The organism is Bradyrhizobium sp. USDA 3262 (genome assembly GCF_054060035.1).
Genome location: NZ_JBSSCT010000001.1, coordinates 8901850 through 8920686 on the forward strand (window position 1 = coordinate 8901850; position 18837 = coordinate 8920686).

Sequence of the window (18837 nt, forward strand, 5' to 3'; positions counted from 1 at the left end):
ATAAAACTAGAGTTCGCATGCCGTCCAAGCTGAACCCGCATATTGCTACGATCGGGGGTGGCTCGCTGCGCAGTCGCAGCTGACGTCACTCGCCATTGTCGGCCGACTGAGCGAGAAATACCCTGAGGAGTTCGGGACGAGACATTCGATCGTCCAGCGTCTGCTGAGGGCGCTTAGACTCAGGGCTGCCGAACACTGGTCGCTCAGGAGGCGTTTGGCGCAGCCACGACCGCTGCCCCATTGCCCGGGGTTGTGGACGGCTCGGGCTATGTAGGGCCCGATCCGCCCACAGCCCCTCTCGTCGAGCAAGCTCGGAGAGCCACGTGGCGCTGCCCGTCAATCGACATTGGATCATCATAGGCAATGACGCCATCAGGGTAACATCCGCAGATGAGGCAATACGGGGGGTCCCATTCCAGTGCCGATTGACACTTATACTCGTATCCAGAACACGGCGAGGCCCCCGGGCGCCGGCGCAAAACGGCCCCAAGGCTCGACCTGGCCTTTTGCGATGCGAAGAGAGCCCCTGAGATCGGAACGCACGCGCATCTCGACGCGAGACGCGATCTGTTTTGCAGGCTGCGCGATGAGGAGAACCTCCGCTTGACTCGGCTATCGCCGCCGTAACCTGAAACAGGGCGATAATGATAGTTGCATGTAGGAGACTGATCAACTCGTGATTCTGGTAGGGCGTTTTTCAGCAACGCGCGTTGAGACTTGGAAAGAGCAGTTCGACGAACATAACTTCGAGGCGGCTGGAGCGATATTAGATCGCGAAAGCTATGTACCTTTGATTCTGAGCGCCTCGTCTTCATCGATGAGGGCGAGCTTCGGTTAGCATAGGCCCGCCGCGTGCCGCGGGTGACCGATCGTCGCGTGTCCAATGCATTTTCTGGGTCGCCGGCATGTGGATCGCGCTTCGGACGCTTGCCGCCCGCTCGCTGAACCAAATGGAACGGGACGTCTGAAGGGGTCTCTGCGATCGAGAGGAGATGATCCTCCCGAGCTGACATTAGACCACATTCGCCTTCATTCGATCTCCGTACGCTGTGGGTGCGCCGCCCGCGGCTAGCCCAGGGGCGGCCCGCCCTGCACGGCGGCCTGCGCAACATCTGAGGCTAGATACGCGCCACTTAGTGCGATAATGCCGATACATTGCGTCTTGCTGACGGGATCAAGCGGAATGGCATAGAGCGCAGCAACCTATGCGCCGTACCCTGGCGCGTAGCCCAGGCCGAAGATGGGCCATGAAGAGACATCACGATAGTCAACGCCCAAACTCATCGGGAGGCCAAAAGGCAATGCCGCCCCGATGCCATCGGGCCGAAGTCAAGCCCATGTGGCGGTTCAGAAGCCACAATAGGTGCGCGCCGACCGGCATTTCCCAACTTCTTGTCATCTTTGCATCTACGTTCCTTGATTGCAGAGCGAGTTACTTCGCACTATTGTTGTCCTGGTGTCTTTTCGAAAATGGAATGCTGGCCTCGGGTAAAGAGCGATGAGTTCTAATCGTGTTGCATTGCTTCTGAGCCGCACTGCCGATGCAGGGTTCGCCGTCAACCGCGAGGGTATGATCCGCGCCTGGAATCGCAGCGCTGAACAGTTGTTCGGCTACAGCGCCGCCCAAGCGATGAACATGCCATGCGTCGACCTGATTTCATTTCACACCGGCACCCACGCGGACACCTGCTGCAAGCAATGTGGTGTGATTGGCCAATGCCTAGCGGGCACGACCGTACCCAACTATGACGTCAGGGCGAAGACAGCGGCCGGAACACCCATTTGGATCAATGTCTCAATTCTCGCGTATCAGGACGAGGTCAACAACGAGCTGCTCGTGGTGCATTTCGCGCGCGACATCACGCGGCAGAAGGACGCGGAGAACTTAAACCAGCAGCTCATCGATCTGGTACGGCAGATTGTGCAACTACCTCAGGCCGAGCAACGGCGGCCGCCGATCGTTCCGCTCACCGACCAGGAACACCGGATCCTGCGCGACATTAGCGACGGCAAGCACCCGCGGACGGTCGCGCGCGAGCGACAGATTACGCTAGGCACGCTGCGCAACCATCTTCACCGTGTCAACCAGAAGCTCGGCACCTGCAATCGTCTGGAAGCGGTGATCGAGGCCAAGCGGCGCGGCGTTATTTGATCGCGTTGGGCGAACCTACGGTCAAGGCCTCGTTTCGCGACGTGACGGCACCAGCGCGCGCATCAACTCCATCGACCAGATCGGCCATTCTTCGGCGCTTTCGTCACGTCCGGCGATTACCGCAGCTGAATTGTAGCAGAGCAGCAAGAGCCGCGGATCGGACATGCAGTCGATCAGCAGGTCGCGGCCAAATCTTCGTTCGACCATCGCCGCCATGCGCCAGCCGACCGTGTACCATGGGCCTTGCCGGCCGAGGAATTCCATGGCTATGCGTTCGGATTGCGCCGGAGCGAGCCGTTCGTTGACCACATCGAGCAGGAAGCTCTCGATTGCCTTCAGCTCATGACCGAAATCGTTCATGGCGCGGTCCCACAATGCGCGTTCGGCCGCGCCGTCGAGATGACGCGGATGCACGTCAGATCCGCCGGCCGCCGCCAACATAGCGTAACCCTCGCGGAAGTCGCGCATGAACCCGACGGCGCGACGGACCGGCGGCCGCAGATCCTGCCGCTGGTTGCTTTCGCATTCGAACGGGTAGAGTCCGATGTGATGCAGCTCGTGCACGATCAAGGCTTCAACCTGCGGCATGCGCAGGGTGGGATCGAGATACAGGAAAACCATCGCGTCGTCGCTCGCCCCATGCACGAAACTGTTCGGCGCTGGCTTGATGACGGGGAATAGTCTTGCGCGAATGCGCGCGTGAGCCGGCAAATAGTCTAATGTGCTTACGCCGATCGCGGACAGCGGCAGCCGACACCAGGCCGCCAGCGTATGCTTCAATGCCACCCGTTGCCGCTGTGTATCCGAAGACAAGAGAAAGCTCTTGAAATCGGTGTCGGTGAACGGCCGATTGATCGAGACCTCACGTTCTTTCAACCGGATATAGGGTTCGGCCGCATACAAGTCTTGCCAATCATCGTTATCGACGGGCGTTGCTTGCGCAATCTTATCCAAGATGTTCAGCACCGCTGCGACCTGCGCGTTATCAAATTGCAAAGACACCCGGTCGTCGCGGGGAATATTGCAGTCTCGTTCGGCGTCGTGAACATGTGTCCGCTGAGCCTCGTTGCACATAGCGCGTCAGCCATGCAGGCGATAGAAGGCAAGAGTCTTTGCCAATCCTTGTTTGAGTGGACAAATCACAGAATGTTCCGGGGCATGCGAGCGCGGGCATGAGCCAAGGCACACCGGCAACAATTCACAATTGCGGCAGACACTCCCATAGGGGTCGAAATCCGAATAGGGCGCATTCGATATGCTCGTCTCCCGCATGGTGCGCGCGATGTCGTCGGGATAAATGCAGCTGAACACGGATTCGTCGGTACCAATTACCGGCACGCATTTGCCGATGCGTCCAGTGGGATCTATGGTGAAGTTGTTTCGTAACGGTGCCGAGCATGGAAATTTGCGCGGCCCGGGCTCGCCATAGACGCGGTAGCCCTGCTCGACCAGGAAGCGACGGAACTCCGCCTCCGTATCGGAGAATTCGACATCCGATAAGCAATCGTGCGGAATACAGTCGACAATACCATCGCGGTTGTTGAGAAAGCCGAGCCGGAAATCGATACGCGGGTCGACACACCCCTTCCGTTTGAACATCCTGACCACGTCGTAGCCGGCGGCGGGGTTCTCACGATCGACGTTAATCCTGATCGTCACGCTGCCCGTCGCATCCACCAGCGCGTGCATGTGGTTGACCAAGACGTCGTGGTACGCCTGGGCTCGTTCACGGCTGACACCCTTCCGCCGTGCGTAGGTATCGACGTCACCGTCCAGCGGAATCTGGATCGCCTTGACCGCCAGCTTGGGCAAGTTTGCGATGATCTCAGGCGTGAGCAGAACGCCGTTCGTCAATATTTCCGCGTAATAGTTGACGCCGCGCTCAGCACAGACGCGCTGGAACGCCTCAGTCATCGCGACAATACGTTTGTAACGCAGCAACGGCTCGCCCCCGAACCACTGCACCACCAGCGTCTTGCAGCCCTCCAACTTGCGCCGCGCGAACTCGATAATGCCGCGCTCGATGTCCAGCCGCATGGTCTTGCAGGGTGCAAAGTCCTGTTGGAAGCAGTAGCTGCAGTGCAAATTGCAGGCCATGGTCGGCGCAATTGTGAACCGCAAGGTCTCGGTGCTTGCCTTCGTTGCCTGGAAAACCGCCCGTTGCACCGCCAGTTCGTCATGGTCGGCCGGTACCACGAAGCCGAGCGCATAAAGGCAACGCAGTAGCGCCTCGTCCTTGCACGACCCGGATTGAGCCACTTCATCGAGCGCATCGTTGAAAACACGCGCCTGCGCCTCGCTCATCTCCAGCGAGTGGGCAACGATACTGTTGAAAGCAAGGTGCCTGCCCTCGTGCCGCAACTTTACGTTGAAGGCGGACGGCTTAAGCTGGACGGCGGCGGTCATTCCGGCCTCCTTCAGCTCAAACGCAGTCCGGAGCGATAGTTACTCGGGCAGAGCGGCGGTGGATGGAACACAGTTCCGTACGAGAAATAGGCGTCGCGGTAACAGCGGCCCTTTTCCCACATGCAGGTTTCGAATTCTGGACATGATTCACATGCCGTGCCAGCGAACTGCATTTGCTCAGGATAGATGAAGCGCTTCAGGTGCGCGCCGTGCCAGATCTCTTCGATCGACTGATAGCTGGCATCGCCGACGAAGAACGGGTCCGCCATTTTCATCTGTTCGCACAAGAAGGCCTTCCCACTCGGCGAGATACCCAGCGCCGACCACCCGCCGCCGCAACCGATGCGACCGTCCCAAATGGCGCGCGCCGCATTCGCGTCGAGTTCGCTCTGGTCCGGCGGCGCCTGCGTGAGATTCTCGACGATATCGGCGTCATCGTAACGGCTACGGATGCGATCAAACTGATCGCGCAGTGAAGCAATCGCAACCTCATCGACAAAGAGATGGTCCGTGTGCCGGTGAAACGACCGCCCATAGCGGACGAAGTGGAAGACCCGCGCCCCGCGCTCGTAGAACCGGTGGACAATCTTCTCCGGCTGGTCGTGGTTGAGGCCGGTGATCACCGCCTTAATCTTAGGCATGATGCCGAAGGAAAGGAAGTTCTCGATCGTCTCTTGATTGCGGGCGACGTTCGATCTCTTGATGCACAGCACGCGTCGCGACACGTCGTCGTCGACGGCATCGATGCTTAACTGCACCTGACGCTGGATTACGCCGCGCACCTTCTTCGTGAAGCCGGCGTCGATCAGGCGCTTGATGTAGTCTTTACTGACATAGGCCTTGGTCGACAGCAGAAAGTGCATCTCGTTCTCGAGCAGGCATTCGAGAAGATCGATGCCGTCGCGGCGGGCGAAAGTGTCGCCATTGTCCGGTGACGCCAGCCAGATGCCCAGGCTGCGCATCTCGCGAATGATCTGGCGCCAGCGCGAAATCGGCATTTCCGTCATCTTGCAGCGATCCGCGTAGCAGTAAACGCAGTCGGTCAGACAGCGATGTGTGAAGACGGTATAGACATTGATCGGCGTATCGAGCCGCAGCGACGTCTTCGGATCGTTCTTACGAGCTGCAAAATGAGCTGGATCGATGATGAACTCGCGCGGATCGAAAGACTGCGCATCGGCAATCGGCTCATCAGAAATGTCGAACAATCCATCCTTGCCGAGCCCGGTCTGCGAGGGCGACATACGGACAAGCGTGTCGGCGGAGCGCAACACGTCAAGCAACGGCTTATCGGTTCTCGGGAGCAGGCTCTTAAATAGGACGCTAAGCTCGGAGATCGATCGTTGTCCGTCGAGCAAGGACAGCGCAAAGCCTTCGATTGGCGCCAAGTAATAGATTTGAGTGTTGATGTAATCGAGCGAATAAACGATCGGCCGGGCACCGTCGACCTTGAGAATGAATTCGCATCTGACGGCGGGATATTGTGAACCTGATGTATTGAGCATATGCATGTCGATCACCGGCGGCTTGGAATCAGTGGTTAGCTGGAAAGCGGACGCTTTGACCTACAGCCAACGATTCGATTCATGCCCGAAGCGTGGAGACCGTCGGCTTGCTACAGTCTGTCCCTTCCTTCGCGATGTCGAAGTTGACGGTGCGCAAGCCGACAGCCCCAGCCACTCGCACTACCAGCAGATAATGCACGGGCAGACCGTGCACTGCGAGCAGCCCTTCAAGGTCGGAGCGACCGGCCGACCGACCACTAGTTCCACGTCGAGATTTTTCGCCCTGATCAGCTCTTGCATTTCTTCAATCAGTTTTTCGCGTTCCGCCTCGGACGCTCTGCCCCTGTCAATTCTCGTTGCCATTGTGAGATCTCCATTGCCAAAGTTTCCACTTGGCGACGCTATCATCGGGGCCCTAAACGGGTAAACTGAACAAGCGTCATTCGGGAGTGATGAATGTAACAGAGGGGATGGAGTGCCACATGTGAAGCAAAAGCAACGCCATTCAATGCTGTGTTTTTGATCCGCAACAATTGCCCGCGCACGGAGATATTTCAGCTTCTTTTCGCAGAAACGTTATGGCGTGGAGACCGTGGTTCCGTCATTGCGCGGCGAAGCAGCTTGGCTATCGCTCTGGCACCCAGACATTCAGAACGAAGTTATTCGCCGCGAACCGATCACCCTTATTTCTCAGGGCGATCCTAGGTCGCTCTCTATATCGGTCTGCGAACAGCTTCTCTTACGATACGCATCCAAGCAGGCGGCGGCCGAGATTTCCGACGACCACGTGGACGCTCGCGAGCTGCGGATGTTTGCCGGCCAGCAGCTCGCCCCCGGCAGTTCGGCAGTTCGAAAGCCGAAGGCAATCCTGCGCCGCGTCAGAGGAGATGTGCGGCCGCATCAATCGGGTCAAAGAGCCGCACTCTCACGAATAGGAGGGGTTAGACTCGCAGGATTACGGAGGCGTCATAGGCGAACTCGCCATCTAGCGAGCCGCCCACGCCCGCCTGCGCTTCGTTTGCCACTCGGCGAGAAGTCGGTCGACGCGTTGCCGGGTGGTTTCGTTGAGCGAAACGACCACAACCAATGCCGCACGCCGTTCGCGACTGATAGCGGTCATTGAACGCGCACCACCTCCGAAGATAGCTATTCCCTTTTTCCGGTAGGGCGCAGAAAAACCTGATCCTCATAACCTGGCGGCTCAATGATGCCCGTGTAAGTCACGCCCTTAAGAGTGAGGTTTGTCTCCGGTTGAGACGCGCTTGGCAGCACGCGGTGCAAGCACATTCCCTCCTTGTCATCCGGCGCCCACTGCGCACCGTGCTGCCAGTCCAGAGGAAGATATACGGATATATTCGGCACTGACCCGTCTCGTTGGGATCATCAGCCAAGCCCGGCGACGCATCGGCTTGAACATCCAACAGCCGCCGGGAGGTCTTCGGGAACCGCGTCCAACCTCGGCGACGGGGCAGCCTGGCCCCGGGCTGCTGAAAAAGAACAGCCGATGGTTCTCGACGCCAGCCTTCGCGCCGTCCTCCTCGGTCATCTGGTTCAGCGCGCACCACGCGCGCCGCGTCGGTGAGCGCCTTGGCTCCCCGCTCGTCACCTCGGTGCCTGCTGGGGCCTTGCGCGTGTGATGCACTAGATGGATGGCACAGCTGGCCTGCTCGGCGATCCGAGCGCCCAGCATGGCACGCGATCCATCGCGAGGCATGCCAGCGCGTGCCACCCTCGACCAAGCACTCGCTGTATCCGGTCTTGACCACATGGCCGTCGCGCACCGGCCAAGGCTTCTCAGCGACAATGGTTCGAGTTACGGTGGCGGACGATCTGGCCACGTGGCTCGATCAGAATGGCATGCTGCATGTGCGCGGCGCTCCGTACCCATCCCCAGACCCAGGGAAAGATCGAGCGCTGGCATCAGACGCTGAAGAACCGCATACCGCTCGACAATTACTGTCTGCCCGATGATCTCGAACGCCGGGTACGGGCCTTCGTCGAATACTACAATCACGTCCGTTATCATGAGAGCATCGACAACCTCACACCAGCCGATGTCTGCTTCGGCAGGGCCGAGGCGATCCTCGCAGAACGAAAATGCATCAAGCGCGACACCATCGAAAACCGCCGCTTGCAGCATCAACTGCAGGCTGCTTAAACTCTAACCCGGATGAGCTAGAGCCTCTCTTCTCAGAACGCCTGATCAGTCCTAAATCATCTGACGACGGACAGGTGAAGTCCTGAAGCGCGTCTGCGGCAACGCGCATCTGATCGTGGAGCCCGGTTTCGCCTGTCATCACGATCTCCTTTTCATTTGGAATGTGCTCGAAGAGGTATATTCAAGCTGGCGCTGTCTTTGGGACCACCTCTAGGCCGGAAGGGGGTGGCGGGTGATATGGATTGCAGTTCGAGGCCACGGAGACGACCCCGAGCTATTCAACCGCCGGTGTGACTAGATCTCCGTGTGCCATCTCGTGGCGCCATCTCGTGGTCGTTAATGAACGCTTGATATTGCGCGAGGTCGGCGGCCTTCAGGCGTTGCAACGCACGCTCGGCGTCGTGACGTAAGTCAATGCTGTGACGTTGCTTGACCTCTTCCGCGCCTTTTATCATCTCTTCGAGACAATTCATTGCGTGTCCGGCGCTCGCGTCAGTCTTTCCCTTCAATTGTTTAAAGGCAGCGAAAAGGGCCTTGAGCTGTTGGCCTGGGCTATATTTTGCTGATTCCGGTCGATGTCGCCCAGGATTCCGAGATGATCTCGCCCACCATTCCGATTTGAAGTCGCCCACCCGTTCCGAGATGATGTCGCCCACCATTCCGGGATGATGTCGCCCGGGTGACGAGGCCTCTTCTGGCTCCCATAGGGTCAACCCTTTCGGCTTTGCGAAGGGGGACCCTGGATGCCGACGGAGAGGCTTGCGATGCGCCGTGTGCGCGATGTGATCAGGATGAAGGCGGCCGGGCTGCCGAGCCGCGAGATTGCGCGACGGGTGGGCGCGGCGCCCTCGACGGTGCGGCTGGCGATCCGGCGGTTCGAGGCCGCGGGTCTGAGCTGGCCGTTGCCGGACGACGTCACCGACACGGTTCTGGAACTCCGCCTGTTCGCGAAGACCGGCAATGGCAACCGTCAGGGTCACCGCCGCGTCACGGAGCCCGACTGGGCGGCCGTGCACCGCGAGCTCAAACGCAAGCACGTGACGCTGTCGATCCTGTGGGAGGAGTATATCGCCGCCGAGCCCGGCGGATACCGGTACTCGCGCTTCTGTGAGCTCTACCGCGCCTGGGAGGGGCGTCTGTCGGTGACGATGCGCCAGGCGCACGCGGCCGGCGACAAGCTGTTCGTCGATTACGCCGGCGATGGCGTGCCAGTGGTGGTCGACCGTCTGACCGGGGAGCGCAGGAAGGCGCAGATCTTCGTCGCCGTGCTCGGCGCATCGAGCTTCACCTACGCTCAGGCGACGTGGACGCAGGGGCTCGCCGACTGGATCAGCGCCCATGTTGGCGCCTTCGCGGCGATCGGCGGCATCCCGGCGCTGCTGGTGCCGGACAACACCAAGGTCGCGGTCATCAAGGCGTGTCTCTACGACCCGCAGATCAACCGCACCTATGCGGAGATGGCAGCGCATTACGGCACCGCCATCTTGCCGGCGCGGCCGCGCAAGCCGCGCGACAAGGGCTCAGACTCATACTGCACCTCGTCAGTTACGTGAGGATGAAGTTGCGGGATCGACCTGGTAATCGCGTTTGTGGATGAACTTTCCCGGCAGGCCCTCGGGCGGAATCTCGTAGAGGAAGTCGCCGCGATCGTTGATTGGATGTGCGCGTAGCAGGCCGCGTCGGCGCCACATGTGGACGGTCGAGACCACAACGTTGTAGCGAGCCGCGACGTCCTGCGGGGTCAGCAGTCCCTGCGCGAGCAGACGCTCACGTCGATCGGTAAGGTGGTAGGTGTGGCGAAGCCGCCCAATGCGCGTAGCTGTCCAAGGGGTGCTCACGACGGTCCGCACGCCACGCTCGTTGAGCAGGCCGGCGATCTCCTTGTCCGTGTAGGTATCGATGAGGCGGTCGATCTCCTCGATCACGGCGGCATCTGTCGTGCGCAACTCGACACACGACTTCGGCAGCGGTAGATCCAAGGAGCGCGTCGCGCCGCCGACGAAGCGGATATCGACATGGAGCGTATCGCCCTTGCTGAGCGTTATGTCCTCGATCAGCAGGCGCAGCATGCGCTTTTTGTCTTTCATCTGAGTGCGCGGATTGCGCCAGAGGCGGGGGAAGTCGGTGGCGAGGGCCATCAGCTCCGTACGCTCGGCATCGGTCACGACGCCTACATCGACCGTCGAGGCTTTGTCGTAAGCGTCCTGTGCCGCGGCGAGCGCGCGCAGCTTCGTGTTCCAGTCGGCTTCCAGGGCGTCAGCCACCAGACGGTTGTCGGGATCGACCTTGAGGAAGCGACGCTGCGCAAGTTCTGCATCATACTTCGCTCGCTCCACGTGCTGACGGCGCAATCGATCTGCTTCGTCCTGACGGTTGGCAAGCTCCTGCTGCACGCCGAGAGCGACTTCGATCGCCAGTGGCGTCATCGCCTCGATCAGGATGTCGCCGATCGCAGCATCGAGCGCGCTGCCATGCACGGTCTGACACAGGCCGATCTCGCCTCGGAACATTGGGCGGCGGCCACACCAGTAGGTCGGCACTTGTTGGTTGTGGTGATGGTGATAACGCACCGACATGCGCTCGCCGCAGCTCCCGCAGATCACAAGACCCTGCAGCAAGGCCGTTCCCTCGCGCGGCGGGCCCCGATGCCGCTCGGTACTCCAGGCCAACCCATTACCCTTCACACGGTCCAGGTTCGATCGGTAGTCCTCCCAGCTGATATAGCCAGGATGGACGTCGCGGAGCAGGATCCACTCTTCGCTTGGAACCTGCCGCGAGGTGTACTTGCCGCTCGGCAGACGACGATGTTTGGTCCGACCGAACACGAAGGCGCCGGCATAGCGCGGATTATGGATGATCTGCCGTGCGCGACAGTGCAGGAGCTCAGCCCACACGAGTTCGCCCTTGTGCGCGCCACTTCTCAAACGACGCGGGAACAGCAGTTTCTTCGCATGGAAGTCCTTGACCACTGCCAAACACGAGCCCGTGCGCCTGAACGTGTCGAAGAACAGCCGCACGGCGGCCTGCACCTGGATGTCCGGATCAAGGATAACACGCTCGTGTGCATCATGCACAAAGCCGACCGGGACCATCTGCTTGAGCTCGCCGCGGCGGGCGCGACTGAGAATCCCGCCGCGAAGTCGCGCCTTGAGCACATGAAGTTCGGCTTCACTCATGGTTCCCTTTAAACCCAGGAGGAGGCGGTCATTGAAGTGCGCCGGATCATACAACCCGTCTTCGTCCAGAATCAGTGTGTCAGCGAGTGCACACAGCTCGAGCAATCGATGCCAGTCGGTGTTGTTGCGCGCAAGGCGCGATACCTCAAGTCCAAGTACGATCCCGACACGGCCCAGGCCAACCTCACTGACCAGACGCTGGAAGCCCTCGCGGTCGGTCGCGCTGGCACCGGATTGCCCGAGATCGCAATCGATGACCACGATCCGATCAAGCGGCCAACCGAGCGCGACGGCACGATCGCGCAGCGCATACTGGCGCTGCGTACTCTCGGTGTTCTCGAAGACCTGGCGCAACGTCGACTGTCGCACATACAAGTATGCCATGCGCGACAAATGCGTGGCAGTGATCTTCTGTGAGGCCTCACTGTTCATCGGCATGATCGATATCCCTCCCTCGGTATGGGGTGTTCGACACAACGCGTCGAGAGAACCAGATTGGTCAAAAGCGCGGTCAGATCGCGGTGAGGCACACTGCCGAGCCACGCCGGCGCAGAGTCGTACGCGCCGGGAGGTTCGGCCGCAGGCACCTCCGCGGGGGGTGTGGTGTGTCGCACGCCCGACGCCCGGATAACGCCCTCCAGCGCCTTGAGCCAGCCGGGCATCCCTTCGTACAGCAGCAAGGCAAGACCCACGCCGCGGGGCTGGCCTGCTGCGCTCGTCCCGCCGGGACTGGCCTCCGCAGCGACGACCTGTGAACGAAGCAGCTCGTAATGGGCTACGTACTGCGCAGGATCGAGCGCAGCCACTTCGGCTATCGTGGGCGTTTTTTTTCCTGCCGCTTCAGATAGGGGAGCAGACGTCGCAGGATGCTGCGCGGGTGGGCATGAATGCCGCAACGTTCGGCCAAGAGCTCGGCCAACTCTGCACCGCCTGGCATGTGTTCCGCCTCGCGCACCGCCTGCGCCAGCACGGCAAGGGCCTCCTCGGTAAGCTTGTGCGGGCGCTTCGGCCCGCGCTTGCGCGGTAACAGGCCCGGCAGACCTTCGCGATTGAACAGCTCCCAGGTCACGTAATAGACCGGCCGGGACAGTCCAAAGGCCTCTGCCGCATCCACCACGGCGCGCCCCTCCTTCGCGACGCTGCGGAGCATCTCGTACTTGACCTGGACCAGATCGTTCGGATCGAAGAACGCACTGCCGCGGAAGAGCGGATCGCTCACGGCCTGAGGGCGGGGGTGGGTGGCGCCGTGTGCCTGCAAGGCCTGCCGGCGCCGCACCCGTTGACGTGAATCTGCTGCCATCCGGCCTCCTTGAAGCGCGAATCGCCCATGTGTCTTGATAATTAGATACAGCATATGGGCGACGATCAAGAGGAGAAGATCGCGCAATCAGATAATATCCTCTTACATCGGCGATAAATCGCTGAAATCCGTTTATCGACCCACACGTCGCCACCGACGCGCGAACATATTTTCCAAGACAGCATGCATATAATTTGCCTAACATGACGGCGCCTCCCCTTGCTGCCGCCACTCATCGATGAGCTTGCGCAGCTCACGCAGTTGATCGGTTCGGAAGAAGGCGCGACCAGCACCAACCGTGACTACGAGGTCGGGCTCGATAACGTCAGTCCATTCGACCGGAAGTGTGCGCAGCCTCCCTTCGGGGCCTGCGTACAACACGCGGTCTCCGCCCCAGTTGTTGCGCACGGCAAGCAGATCGAACGTCTGTCCTCGTAGCGGATGGAATGGATGCGTGACCGTAAAAACTTGCGCGCCATGCTCATCACCATATGCAATGCGCGCTAGACTCCAAGGCCAAGGTCGAACAGGCCGTCCTCGTTGTCGAGCGCTGGTTGCTTGGGCGCCTGCGTCATCGCACCTTCTACAACCTCGCCGAGGTCAACACGGCGATCGGCGAACTGCTCACGAGGCTCAACGAAGAGCGGACGATCCGGCGGCTCGGCATAACGCGCCGCCGGCTGCTCGAAGAGGTCGACCGGCCGGCACTCAAGCCGTTGCCGGCATCCCCCTACGTGCTCGCCGAGTGGCGTATCCGCCGTGTCAGTCTCGATTACCACGTCGAGGTGGAGAAGCATTACTATAGCGTTCCCCATCGCTTCGCCCGCGCCGAGGTCGAGGTGCGGTTCACTGCCCGCACCGTGGAGATCTTCCACAAGGGCGAGCGGATCGCCGCGCATCAGCGCATGAGCGGCAATCACAAGCACACCACCGTGCCGGAGCACATGGCTTCCAGCCATCGGCGCACGCCGGCTGGACCATCGCACGCATCCGCCAGGATGCCACCGCGATCGGGCCGGCGACCCGCGCGTTGTGCGACCTCATTCTCGACGAGCGCTCGCACCCCGAGCAAGGCTTCCGCGCCTGTCTCGGCATTCTCAGGCTTGCCGCCTCCTACGGGCGCGAGCGCCTCGACGCTGCGGCTGCGCGGGCGATCGACATCGGCGCGCGCACCTATGGCTCGGTCAAGTCGATCCTCGCCAACAATCTCGATCGGCGTCCTGCTCACCAGCGCTCCGCGGACGATGCGCCGATCCTGCATGCCAACATCCGTGGACCGCGCTACTACAATTAGGAGACCCTCCCTTGCTCACTCATCCGACCTTCGACCGCCTCAACGCCCTCGGCCTGCACGGCATGGCCAAGGCCTTCGCCGACATCGAAGCCACCGGCGAGGCCGCAAGCCTCGGTCACGCCGAATGGCTTGCGCTGCTGCTCGAACGTGAAGCCTCGCTGCGTCACGACAAGCGGCTCGCCACTCGTCTGCGTTACGCCAAGCTGCGCCACAGGCGTGCGTCGAGGACGTCGACTACCGCACCCCGCGCGGGCTCGACCGTCCGCTGTTCGCCAGCCTCGTTGAGGGTCGCTGGATCGACGACCGCGTCAATCTCCTGATCTGCGGCCCGGCCGGCGTCGGCAAGAGCTGGCTCGCCTCGGCGCTCGGCCACAAGGCCTGTCGCGACAATCGCTCCGTGCTCTACCAACGCGTCCCGCGTCTGTTCGACGAGCTGGCGCTCGCACGCGGCGACGGCCGCCATCCGCGCCTGTTGCGCGCTCTTGGCCGCGTCGATCTGTTGATCCTTGACTTATGTGGAGCGCACAGTGATGTGGAGTTGAGGGTCGACAATCGGCGCCGGTCCGGTTTTTGACAGCCGCCAACTCCACATAATTTACCTGTAGGTCATAGCCTCTTCAGCCAATCAACGATGTTGATCGCCGCAGAGGAGACGTGCCCGGCACGAGGCGGTGCGAGGATCTCAGGGAACACCTGCATTAGCGCCTGGCGTTTTAGATCGATGTCCGCCCTTGCATAGGTCATGGTAGTGTTCAGCGACGAATGCCCGAGCCATTGGCTGATGGTCGCGAAGTCGACTCCCGCCTTCAGGAGAAAGATGGCGGTCGTATGCCGCAAGGAATGGGGATGGATCCGCTTCTCCTGCAGCGTGCGGGTTGCACTGGCTCCGGCCGTGATGTGCTTCTTGAGCAGGTAACGAACGCCAAAGCGGGTCAACTTGTTGCCCTGGCGGTTCACGAACAGCGGAGAGTCGCCGCCTTCTGACTGAGCAGCACTGTTCGAGAGGTCCTGCAGAAGCCGTGCGGTTTGCGGCCAAATTGGACACAATCGCATTTTGCCGCCTTTGCCGCGCAGCCGGACTTGATGAGGAGGATCAGTGCGGATGTCGCACAGGCGCAGATCGAGTATCTCCTGAACACGGGCACCCGTATTGAGCATCAGTGCGAACAGGGCATAGTCGCGCTTACCCCGTTCCGTGGAGCGATCGATCGATTTGAGCAACGCTTCGACTTCCTGCGGCTCAAGGTATTCGATCGGCTTGCTACGCGCGCCGCGTTTGAACGGTACGCCTAGCACGCGCTGCAGCTCGGCTAGATGGGCGGGCTGTTCGGTTGCAAGAAAGCGAGCAAATGTATGCAGTGCCGCCAGCCGCGCATTGCGGGTGGCGACGCCATTGTGACGCTCGGCTTCCAGAAAGGCCAGGAAGTCCTGGACCTGCCTGGCGGTGAAATCGACGAGGTCGAGATCCTCGATAGCCTTGGCTGTTTGCGACGAAGTAAAACGCAAGAACAGCACGATGGCATCCCGGTAGTTGCGTATGGTGTGTCGGCTGGTACCCCGGAGCGTCGGCAGATACTCGCGGAAGAACCGCTCGATGCCCTTGCCGAGTTCGTTAGGTCTTTGGGATCTCATGCGGCACCTCCGGTGATGAGATGGCCGAAGTGCGTCTCGAGCCGATCGCTGGCTGCAGCAGCGAGTTGCGGAATCCAGCGCAGGTAATAGGCAGTCGAAACAATTGAGACGTGCCCCATGTACATCGCAAGCTTTGGCAGATTGGATTGGACATCCGCACCTTGCTGGTACCATCGCAACAGCGACCCGACCGCGAAGCTGTGACGAAAATCGTGCACCCGCGGGGCTCGTCCGTCGGTGCCGCAAACGTTGGCTGCTCGGAATAGCGCTTGGATTCCTTGGCGCAGGCCGGTACCCGTGTAGCCGCGCACCCGCCCCTTGCTGTTGCACAGCAAGGGTGAACCCGCTGAACGGCTCAGCGGTGGCCGAAGCCGCTTCCTGAGGTACGACCTCAGCTCCCGAGCGGCGTCTGGCGACAACGGGACGATCCGCGACTTGTGGAACTTCGATGCCCGAATCTGCAAAATGCCGTGGCGGGAATCGACGTCGGCCAATGTGAGGTGCAGGAGTTCGCCCCGACGGAGCCCTGCCGTGTAGAGCAGGACCACGGCAAGTCGCATCACGGCTGGCCGAAGCGGCGAGGTCGACGTCGGGGCCAAACGATCGGCCGCGGCCAACATCCTGGCGACCTCGGCCGCCCCAAAGATGACCGGCGGTGCATACGGCCTGCGATGTGGGAGACGGTTGATATCCGGAACGAAGCAGGTTGGCTCGGTACGCCGTCGATAGAGGCAAAAGTTGCGCACGATGCGCTGGCGATTACGTCGCGTGTTTGCAGAGAGATGACCTTGCGCCGCGCACCATGCATCGAAGAGTGCTTGATCGAGGTCGGGACGGCTGGTCTTCTCAAGAAACCGACGCAGACCGTCGATTATGCGCTCCTCATTGACGTAGGCGCGGCCGAGTGAACGTTGCCTCCGCAAATATCGGTCGGCCAACTGGTCGAACGCGCTGCATTGTAATGTCGCGCTCATCTGGCGTCCTCCTCGAGGCCAATGGTCGCCGTCGGCAGAGCAAGCGCGACCTCTCGCAAGGCTCCGGTCTCCAGCCGGAGATAGACGCAGGTGCTCTCCAGGGTATGGTGACCCAGCAGATCACCGATCACCTTTACGCCGACCCCGCGATCGAGCAGACGCATCGCAAATGAATGGCGCAGGCAGTAGGAGGACGTACCTTGGAGCGGCAGCCCGCTCTGACCCGCGCGCTTCTGGTAGAGATCGCCGATGGCGTAGTGCGTGAGGGGACCGACCGGGGTGCTGGCGCGGAGGAACAGTTCAGGGTGCTTCCCGCCAGGCCGGCCGCGGCGCAGATAGTGTCTGAGAATCCGCAGCGTTTGGTCGGCTACGGGAAGGATCAGATCCGATCTGGTTTTGCACTGCTTGACGTGGAGCGTCTTGTTCTCCCAATCGATGGAGCCAAGCGTCAACGTGATGATCTCTGAGGGACGCAGGCCGTAGTGCGCCATCAAATGGAGGATCGCATAGTCTCGCCAGCCAAGCCGGCTTGATCGATCGATGGAACGCAGCAGCCGCTGGACGAGCGGCCATGCCAGGGCTCGAGGCGGCAGTTCACCTCGGTAGGCGCGCGGCGCGTCAATTACGTCGAGCCGCTCTTGGACCTCGCCCTGGTCGAAGCAAAACCGAAGAAAAGCACGAAGGCGAGCGACAACGTGCTGTAGTGTCTGTCGTTTGATCCGCCGGGCTGCGGTGATTACGAACCGCTCCACTGCGGCGGCTGATAACGCCTGCAGCGGGGCGTCAGCTGGCAAAGCGTGCGCGAGCAAGCTCTTCGCCGTTGCGATGTGCTGTTCCAGCGTCGCGCTGGAAAGGCCACGCACCTCCGATAGATGCCGTTTGTAGCGATCAAGAAGCGATGAGAACGGGTCTGGCGCCGGTTCCCTGACGAGCAGTCTTCTCACGGTGAGAAAGCGTACAACGGCGCATCGAGTGCCTTGCAATGACGTAGAAGAAAATGCTTGCGAGAAAAACCTCTCTGAAACGCCGGTATCGCAATCAAGCCGCGCCGCGCCCATCCGATCGAGGGCTTCCTTTAGCCCTCGTACGTGGCGGCAGGCTGTGGGTCGGGCGTATCCAGCCGAGATGAGCCAAGCGGCGAAATCTTCCAACAAAGCGCCATTGGGCGATCCCGTGTAGCACGCGTGAACCTTCCGAAATAAGTGTTCGAGCATGGTTGCCCCCGTTGGATGGTTGGGAGAACCACGCTACCGTCGTCAGTTATGTTGAGTAGGAACGGTCGAAGCGGCTGTTAATAGCGGGGAGATCGATACGGCTCCACATCACTGTGCGCTCCACATAAGTCGAGTCACGTTGAGCTCAACGTGACTCGACGACTGGGGCCTCGCCCCGCTCGATGCAGGCGCCCGCCACGATCTCCTGGAGATCCTGGAGGATCGCTACGGCCGACGTTCCACCCTCGTCACCAGCCAGCTCCCCGTGGATGCATGGCACGTGCTAATTGGAGACCCCACCTACGCTGACGCCGTGCTCGATCGCCTCGTCCACAACGCCCACCGGCTCGACCTCACCGGCGAGAGCCTGCGCCGAACACCGTCATCCGCCCGAAAGACCTGAGCCCGTGGCGCTGTGGACATGCCGCTACGCTTGGACAACGCAAACGCGTTGCCCACATGCCCACAGCAAACGCAGACAAAGAAAACAGGTTCAGGTTGCGATTCCAGATTGACCATCCGGCTTGACCGATGCCAGAGAACCAACCGGCCAGAACGCCTCGCCACCGGGCGAGATCAAATCGGAGAGGTGGGCGACATCGTCTCGGAATCGGCGGGCGACTTCATATCGGTACGCCCGGGCGACTTCGTCGGAATCCGCATATATTTCTCTAAACTCTTCTTTTCGATCTCCGAAACTTTGACGACGTTCGTTTCAATTTCCTGATTCACACCCCCGCTTAGTGGCACAAAGAATGGAAACGAATACCACGAGAACCAATTCGGGTCTGACATCGACATCCTCTCGATCACCGTGACGATGGCGTTCGTTCTCATTGGCGGGCGCATTGCGCGGAGTCCGCTGATGGCCGCAGCGGTCTGATGCCTCGACTGAGCAAGAAGCGCGCGTGAGAGACCTTGGTGGAAGAACATGTGGTTTACAGTGGAAAAGGAAGGAAAACATGTGCTTTACGACCGAAGCTCGCTCTCCAAAACGTCGGACTCGAAACACGAAAGCATCAAACA

At 60.7% G+C, this 18837-nt stretch carries 12 protein-coding genes and 5 pseudogenes; 6 read left to right on the plus strand and 11 right to left on the minus strand.

Annotated features, from left to right (window positions below; genetic code table 11):
- The first annotated feature begins 1498 nt into the window (after positions 1-1498).
- Positions 1499-2152: a PAS domain S-box protein gene (locus ACVWYP_RS42260; RefSeq protein WP_244620937.1), complete on the plus strand. Its 654-nt coding sequence runs from the start codon at positions 1499-1501 to the stop codon at positions 2150-2152.
- 21 nt (positions 2153-2173) lie between these two features.
- Here the strand turns inward: ACVWYP_RS42260 and ACVWYP_RS42265 are convergent, their stop codons facing one another.
- Genes ACVWYP_RS42265 through ACVWYP_RS42275 form a run of 3 tightly spaced genes read right to left on the minus strand, consistent with a single transcriptional unit; the run spans position 2174 to position 6069 of the window.
- On the minus strand, positions 2174-3226 hold the full coding sequence (locus ACVWYP_RS42265; protein ID WP_129964744.1) for a DUF5700 domain-containing putative Zn-dependent protease: 1053 nt from the start codon (positions 3224-3226) through the stop codon (positions 2174-2176).
- Positions 3227-3232: 6 nt separating this feature from the next.
- The gene (locus ACVWYP_RS42270; RefSeq protein ID WP_028342873.1) at positions 3233-4558 is read right to left on the minus strand and encodes a radical SAM/SPASM domain-containing protein; all 1326 of its coding nucleotides are present in this window, start codon (positions 4556-4558) and stop codon (positions 3233-3235) included.
- 11 nt (positions 4559-4569) lie between these two features.
- Positions 4570-6069: a radical SAM/SPASM domain-containing protein gene (locus tag ACVWYP_RS42275; RefSeq protein WP_244980954.1), complete on the minus strand. Its 1500-nt coding sequence runs from the start codon at positions 6067-6069 to the stop codon at positions 4570-4572.
- 1718 nt (positions 6070-7787) lie between these two features.
- Here ACVWYP_RS42275 and ACVWYP_RS42280 point away from each other — a divergent pair.
- Positions 7788-8221: pseudogene (locus tag ACVWYP_RS42280) on the plus strand (integrase core domain-containing protein); the annotation flags it as partial.
- Between the two features lie 278 nt (positions 8222-8499).
- Here ACVWYP_RS42280 and ACVWYP_RS42285 read toward each other — a convergent pair.
- Positions 8500-8880, minus strand: a complete 381-nt coding sequence (locus ACVWYP_RS42285) for a hypothetical protein (RefSeq protein WP_244980953.1) — start codon at positions 8878-8880, stop codon at positions 8500-8502.
- 105 nt (positions 8881-8985) lie between these two features.
- Here ACVWYP_RS42285 and istA point away from each other — a divergent pair.
- Positions 8986-9738: pseudogene (gene istA / locus ACVWYP_RS42290) on the plus strand (IS21 family transposase); the annotation flags it as partial.
- Between the two features lie 24 nt (positions 9739-9762).
- On the opposite strand, the gene ACVWYP_RS42295 reads toward istA, so the two are convergent.
- From ACVWYP_RS42295 to ACVWYP_RS42305, 3 genes are all read right to left on the minus strand, one after another.
- Positions 9763-11835, minus strand: coding sequence for a recombinase family protein (locus ACVWYP_RS42295; RefSeq protein ID WP_197971352.1), 2073 nt, complete (start codon positions 11833-11835; stop codon positions 9763-9765).
- 373 nt (positions 11836-12208) lie between these two features.
- Positions 12209-12784: a helix-turn-helix domain-containing protein gene (locus ACVWYP_RS42300; protein ID WP_240537329.1), complete on the minus strand. Its 576-nt coding sequence runs from the start codon at positions 12782-12784 to the stop codon at positions 12209-12211.
- A gap of 111 nt (positions 12785-12895) precedes the next feature.
- On the minus strand, positions 12896-13105 hold the full coding sequence (locus ACVWYP_RS42305) for a DUF5372 family protein (protein WP_240537328.1): 210 nt from the start codon (positions 13103-13105) through the stop codon (positions 12896-12898).
- A gap of 104 nt (positions 13106-13209) precedes the next feature.
- On the opposite strand from ACVWYP_RS42305, the pseudogene ACVWYP_RS42310 reads away from it, so the two are divergent.
- Both ACVWYP_RS42310 and ACVWYP_RS42315 read left to right on the plus strand, forming a co-directional pair.
- Positions 13210-13991: pseudogene (locus tag ACVWYP_RS42310) on the plus strand (Mu transposase domain-containing protein); the annotation flags it as partial.
- A gap of 11 nt (positions 13992-14002) precedes the next feature.
- Positions 14003-14502: pseudogene (locus ACVWYP_RS42315) on the plus strand (ATP-binding protein); the annotation flags it as partial.
- Positions 14503-14597: 95 nt separating this feature from the next.
- Here the strand turns inward: ACVWYP_RS42315 and ACVWYP_RS42320 are convergent.
- From ACVWYP_RS42320 to ACVWYP_RS42330, 3 genes are read right to left on the minus strand one after another with little or no spacing between them, the layout of a single operon-like run.
- Positions 14598-15623 carry a tyrosine-type recombinase/integrase gene (locus tag ACVWYP_RS42320; RefSeq protein WP_028342881.1) on the minus strand — a complete coding sequence of 342 codons (1026 nt, stop codon included), beginning with the start codon at positions 15621-15623 and terminating at the stop codon, positions 14598-14600.
- Positions 15620-16597, minus strand: coding sequence for a tyrosine-type recombinase/integrase (locus ACVWYP_RS42325; protein ID WP_028342882.1), 978 nt, complete (start codon positions 16595-16597; stop codon positions 15620-15622). The genes ACVWYP_RS42320 and ACVWYP_RS42325 overlap by 4 nt, the downstream gene beginning before the upstream one ends.
- Positions 16594-17655: a tyrosine-type recombinase/integrase gene (locus ACVWYP_RS42330; protein WP_197971351.1), complete on the minus strand. Its 1062-nt coding sequence runs from the start codon at positions 17653-17655 to the stop codon at positions 16594-16596. The genes ACVWYP_RS42325 and ACVWYP_RS42330 overlap by 4 nt, the downstream gene beginning before the upstream one ends.
- 310 nt (positions 17656-17965) lie before the next feature.
- On the opposite strand from ACVWYP_RS42330, the pseudogene ACVWYP_RS42335 reads away from it, so the two are divergent.
- Positions 17966-18214, plus strand: a pseudogene (locus ACVWYP_RS42335) (ATP-binding protein); the annotation flags it as partial.
- Positions 18215-18387: 173 nt separating this feature from the next.
- On the opposite strand, the gene ACVWYP_RS42340 reads toward ACVWYP_RS42335, so the two are convergent.
- Complete coding sequence (locus tag ACVWYP_RS42340) at positions 18388-18744, minus strand: hypothetical protein (RefSeq protein WP_244980952.1); 357 nt, start codon at positions 18742-18744, stop codon at positions 18388-18390.
- Positions 18745-18837 lie beyond the last annotated feature (93 nt).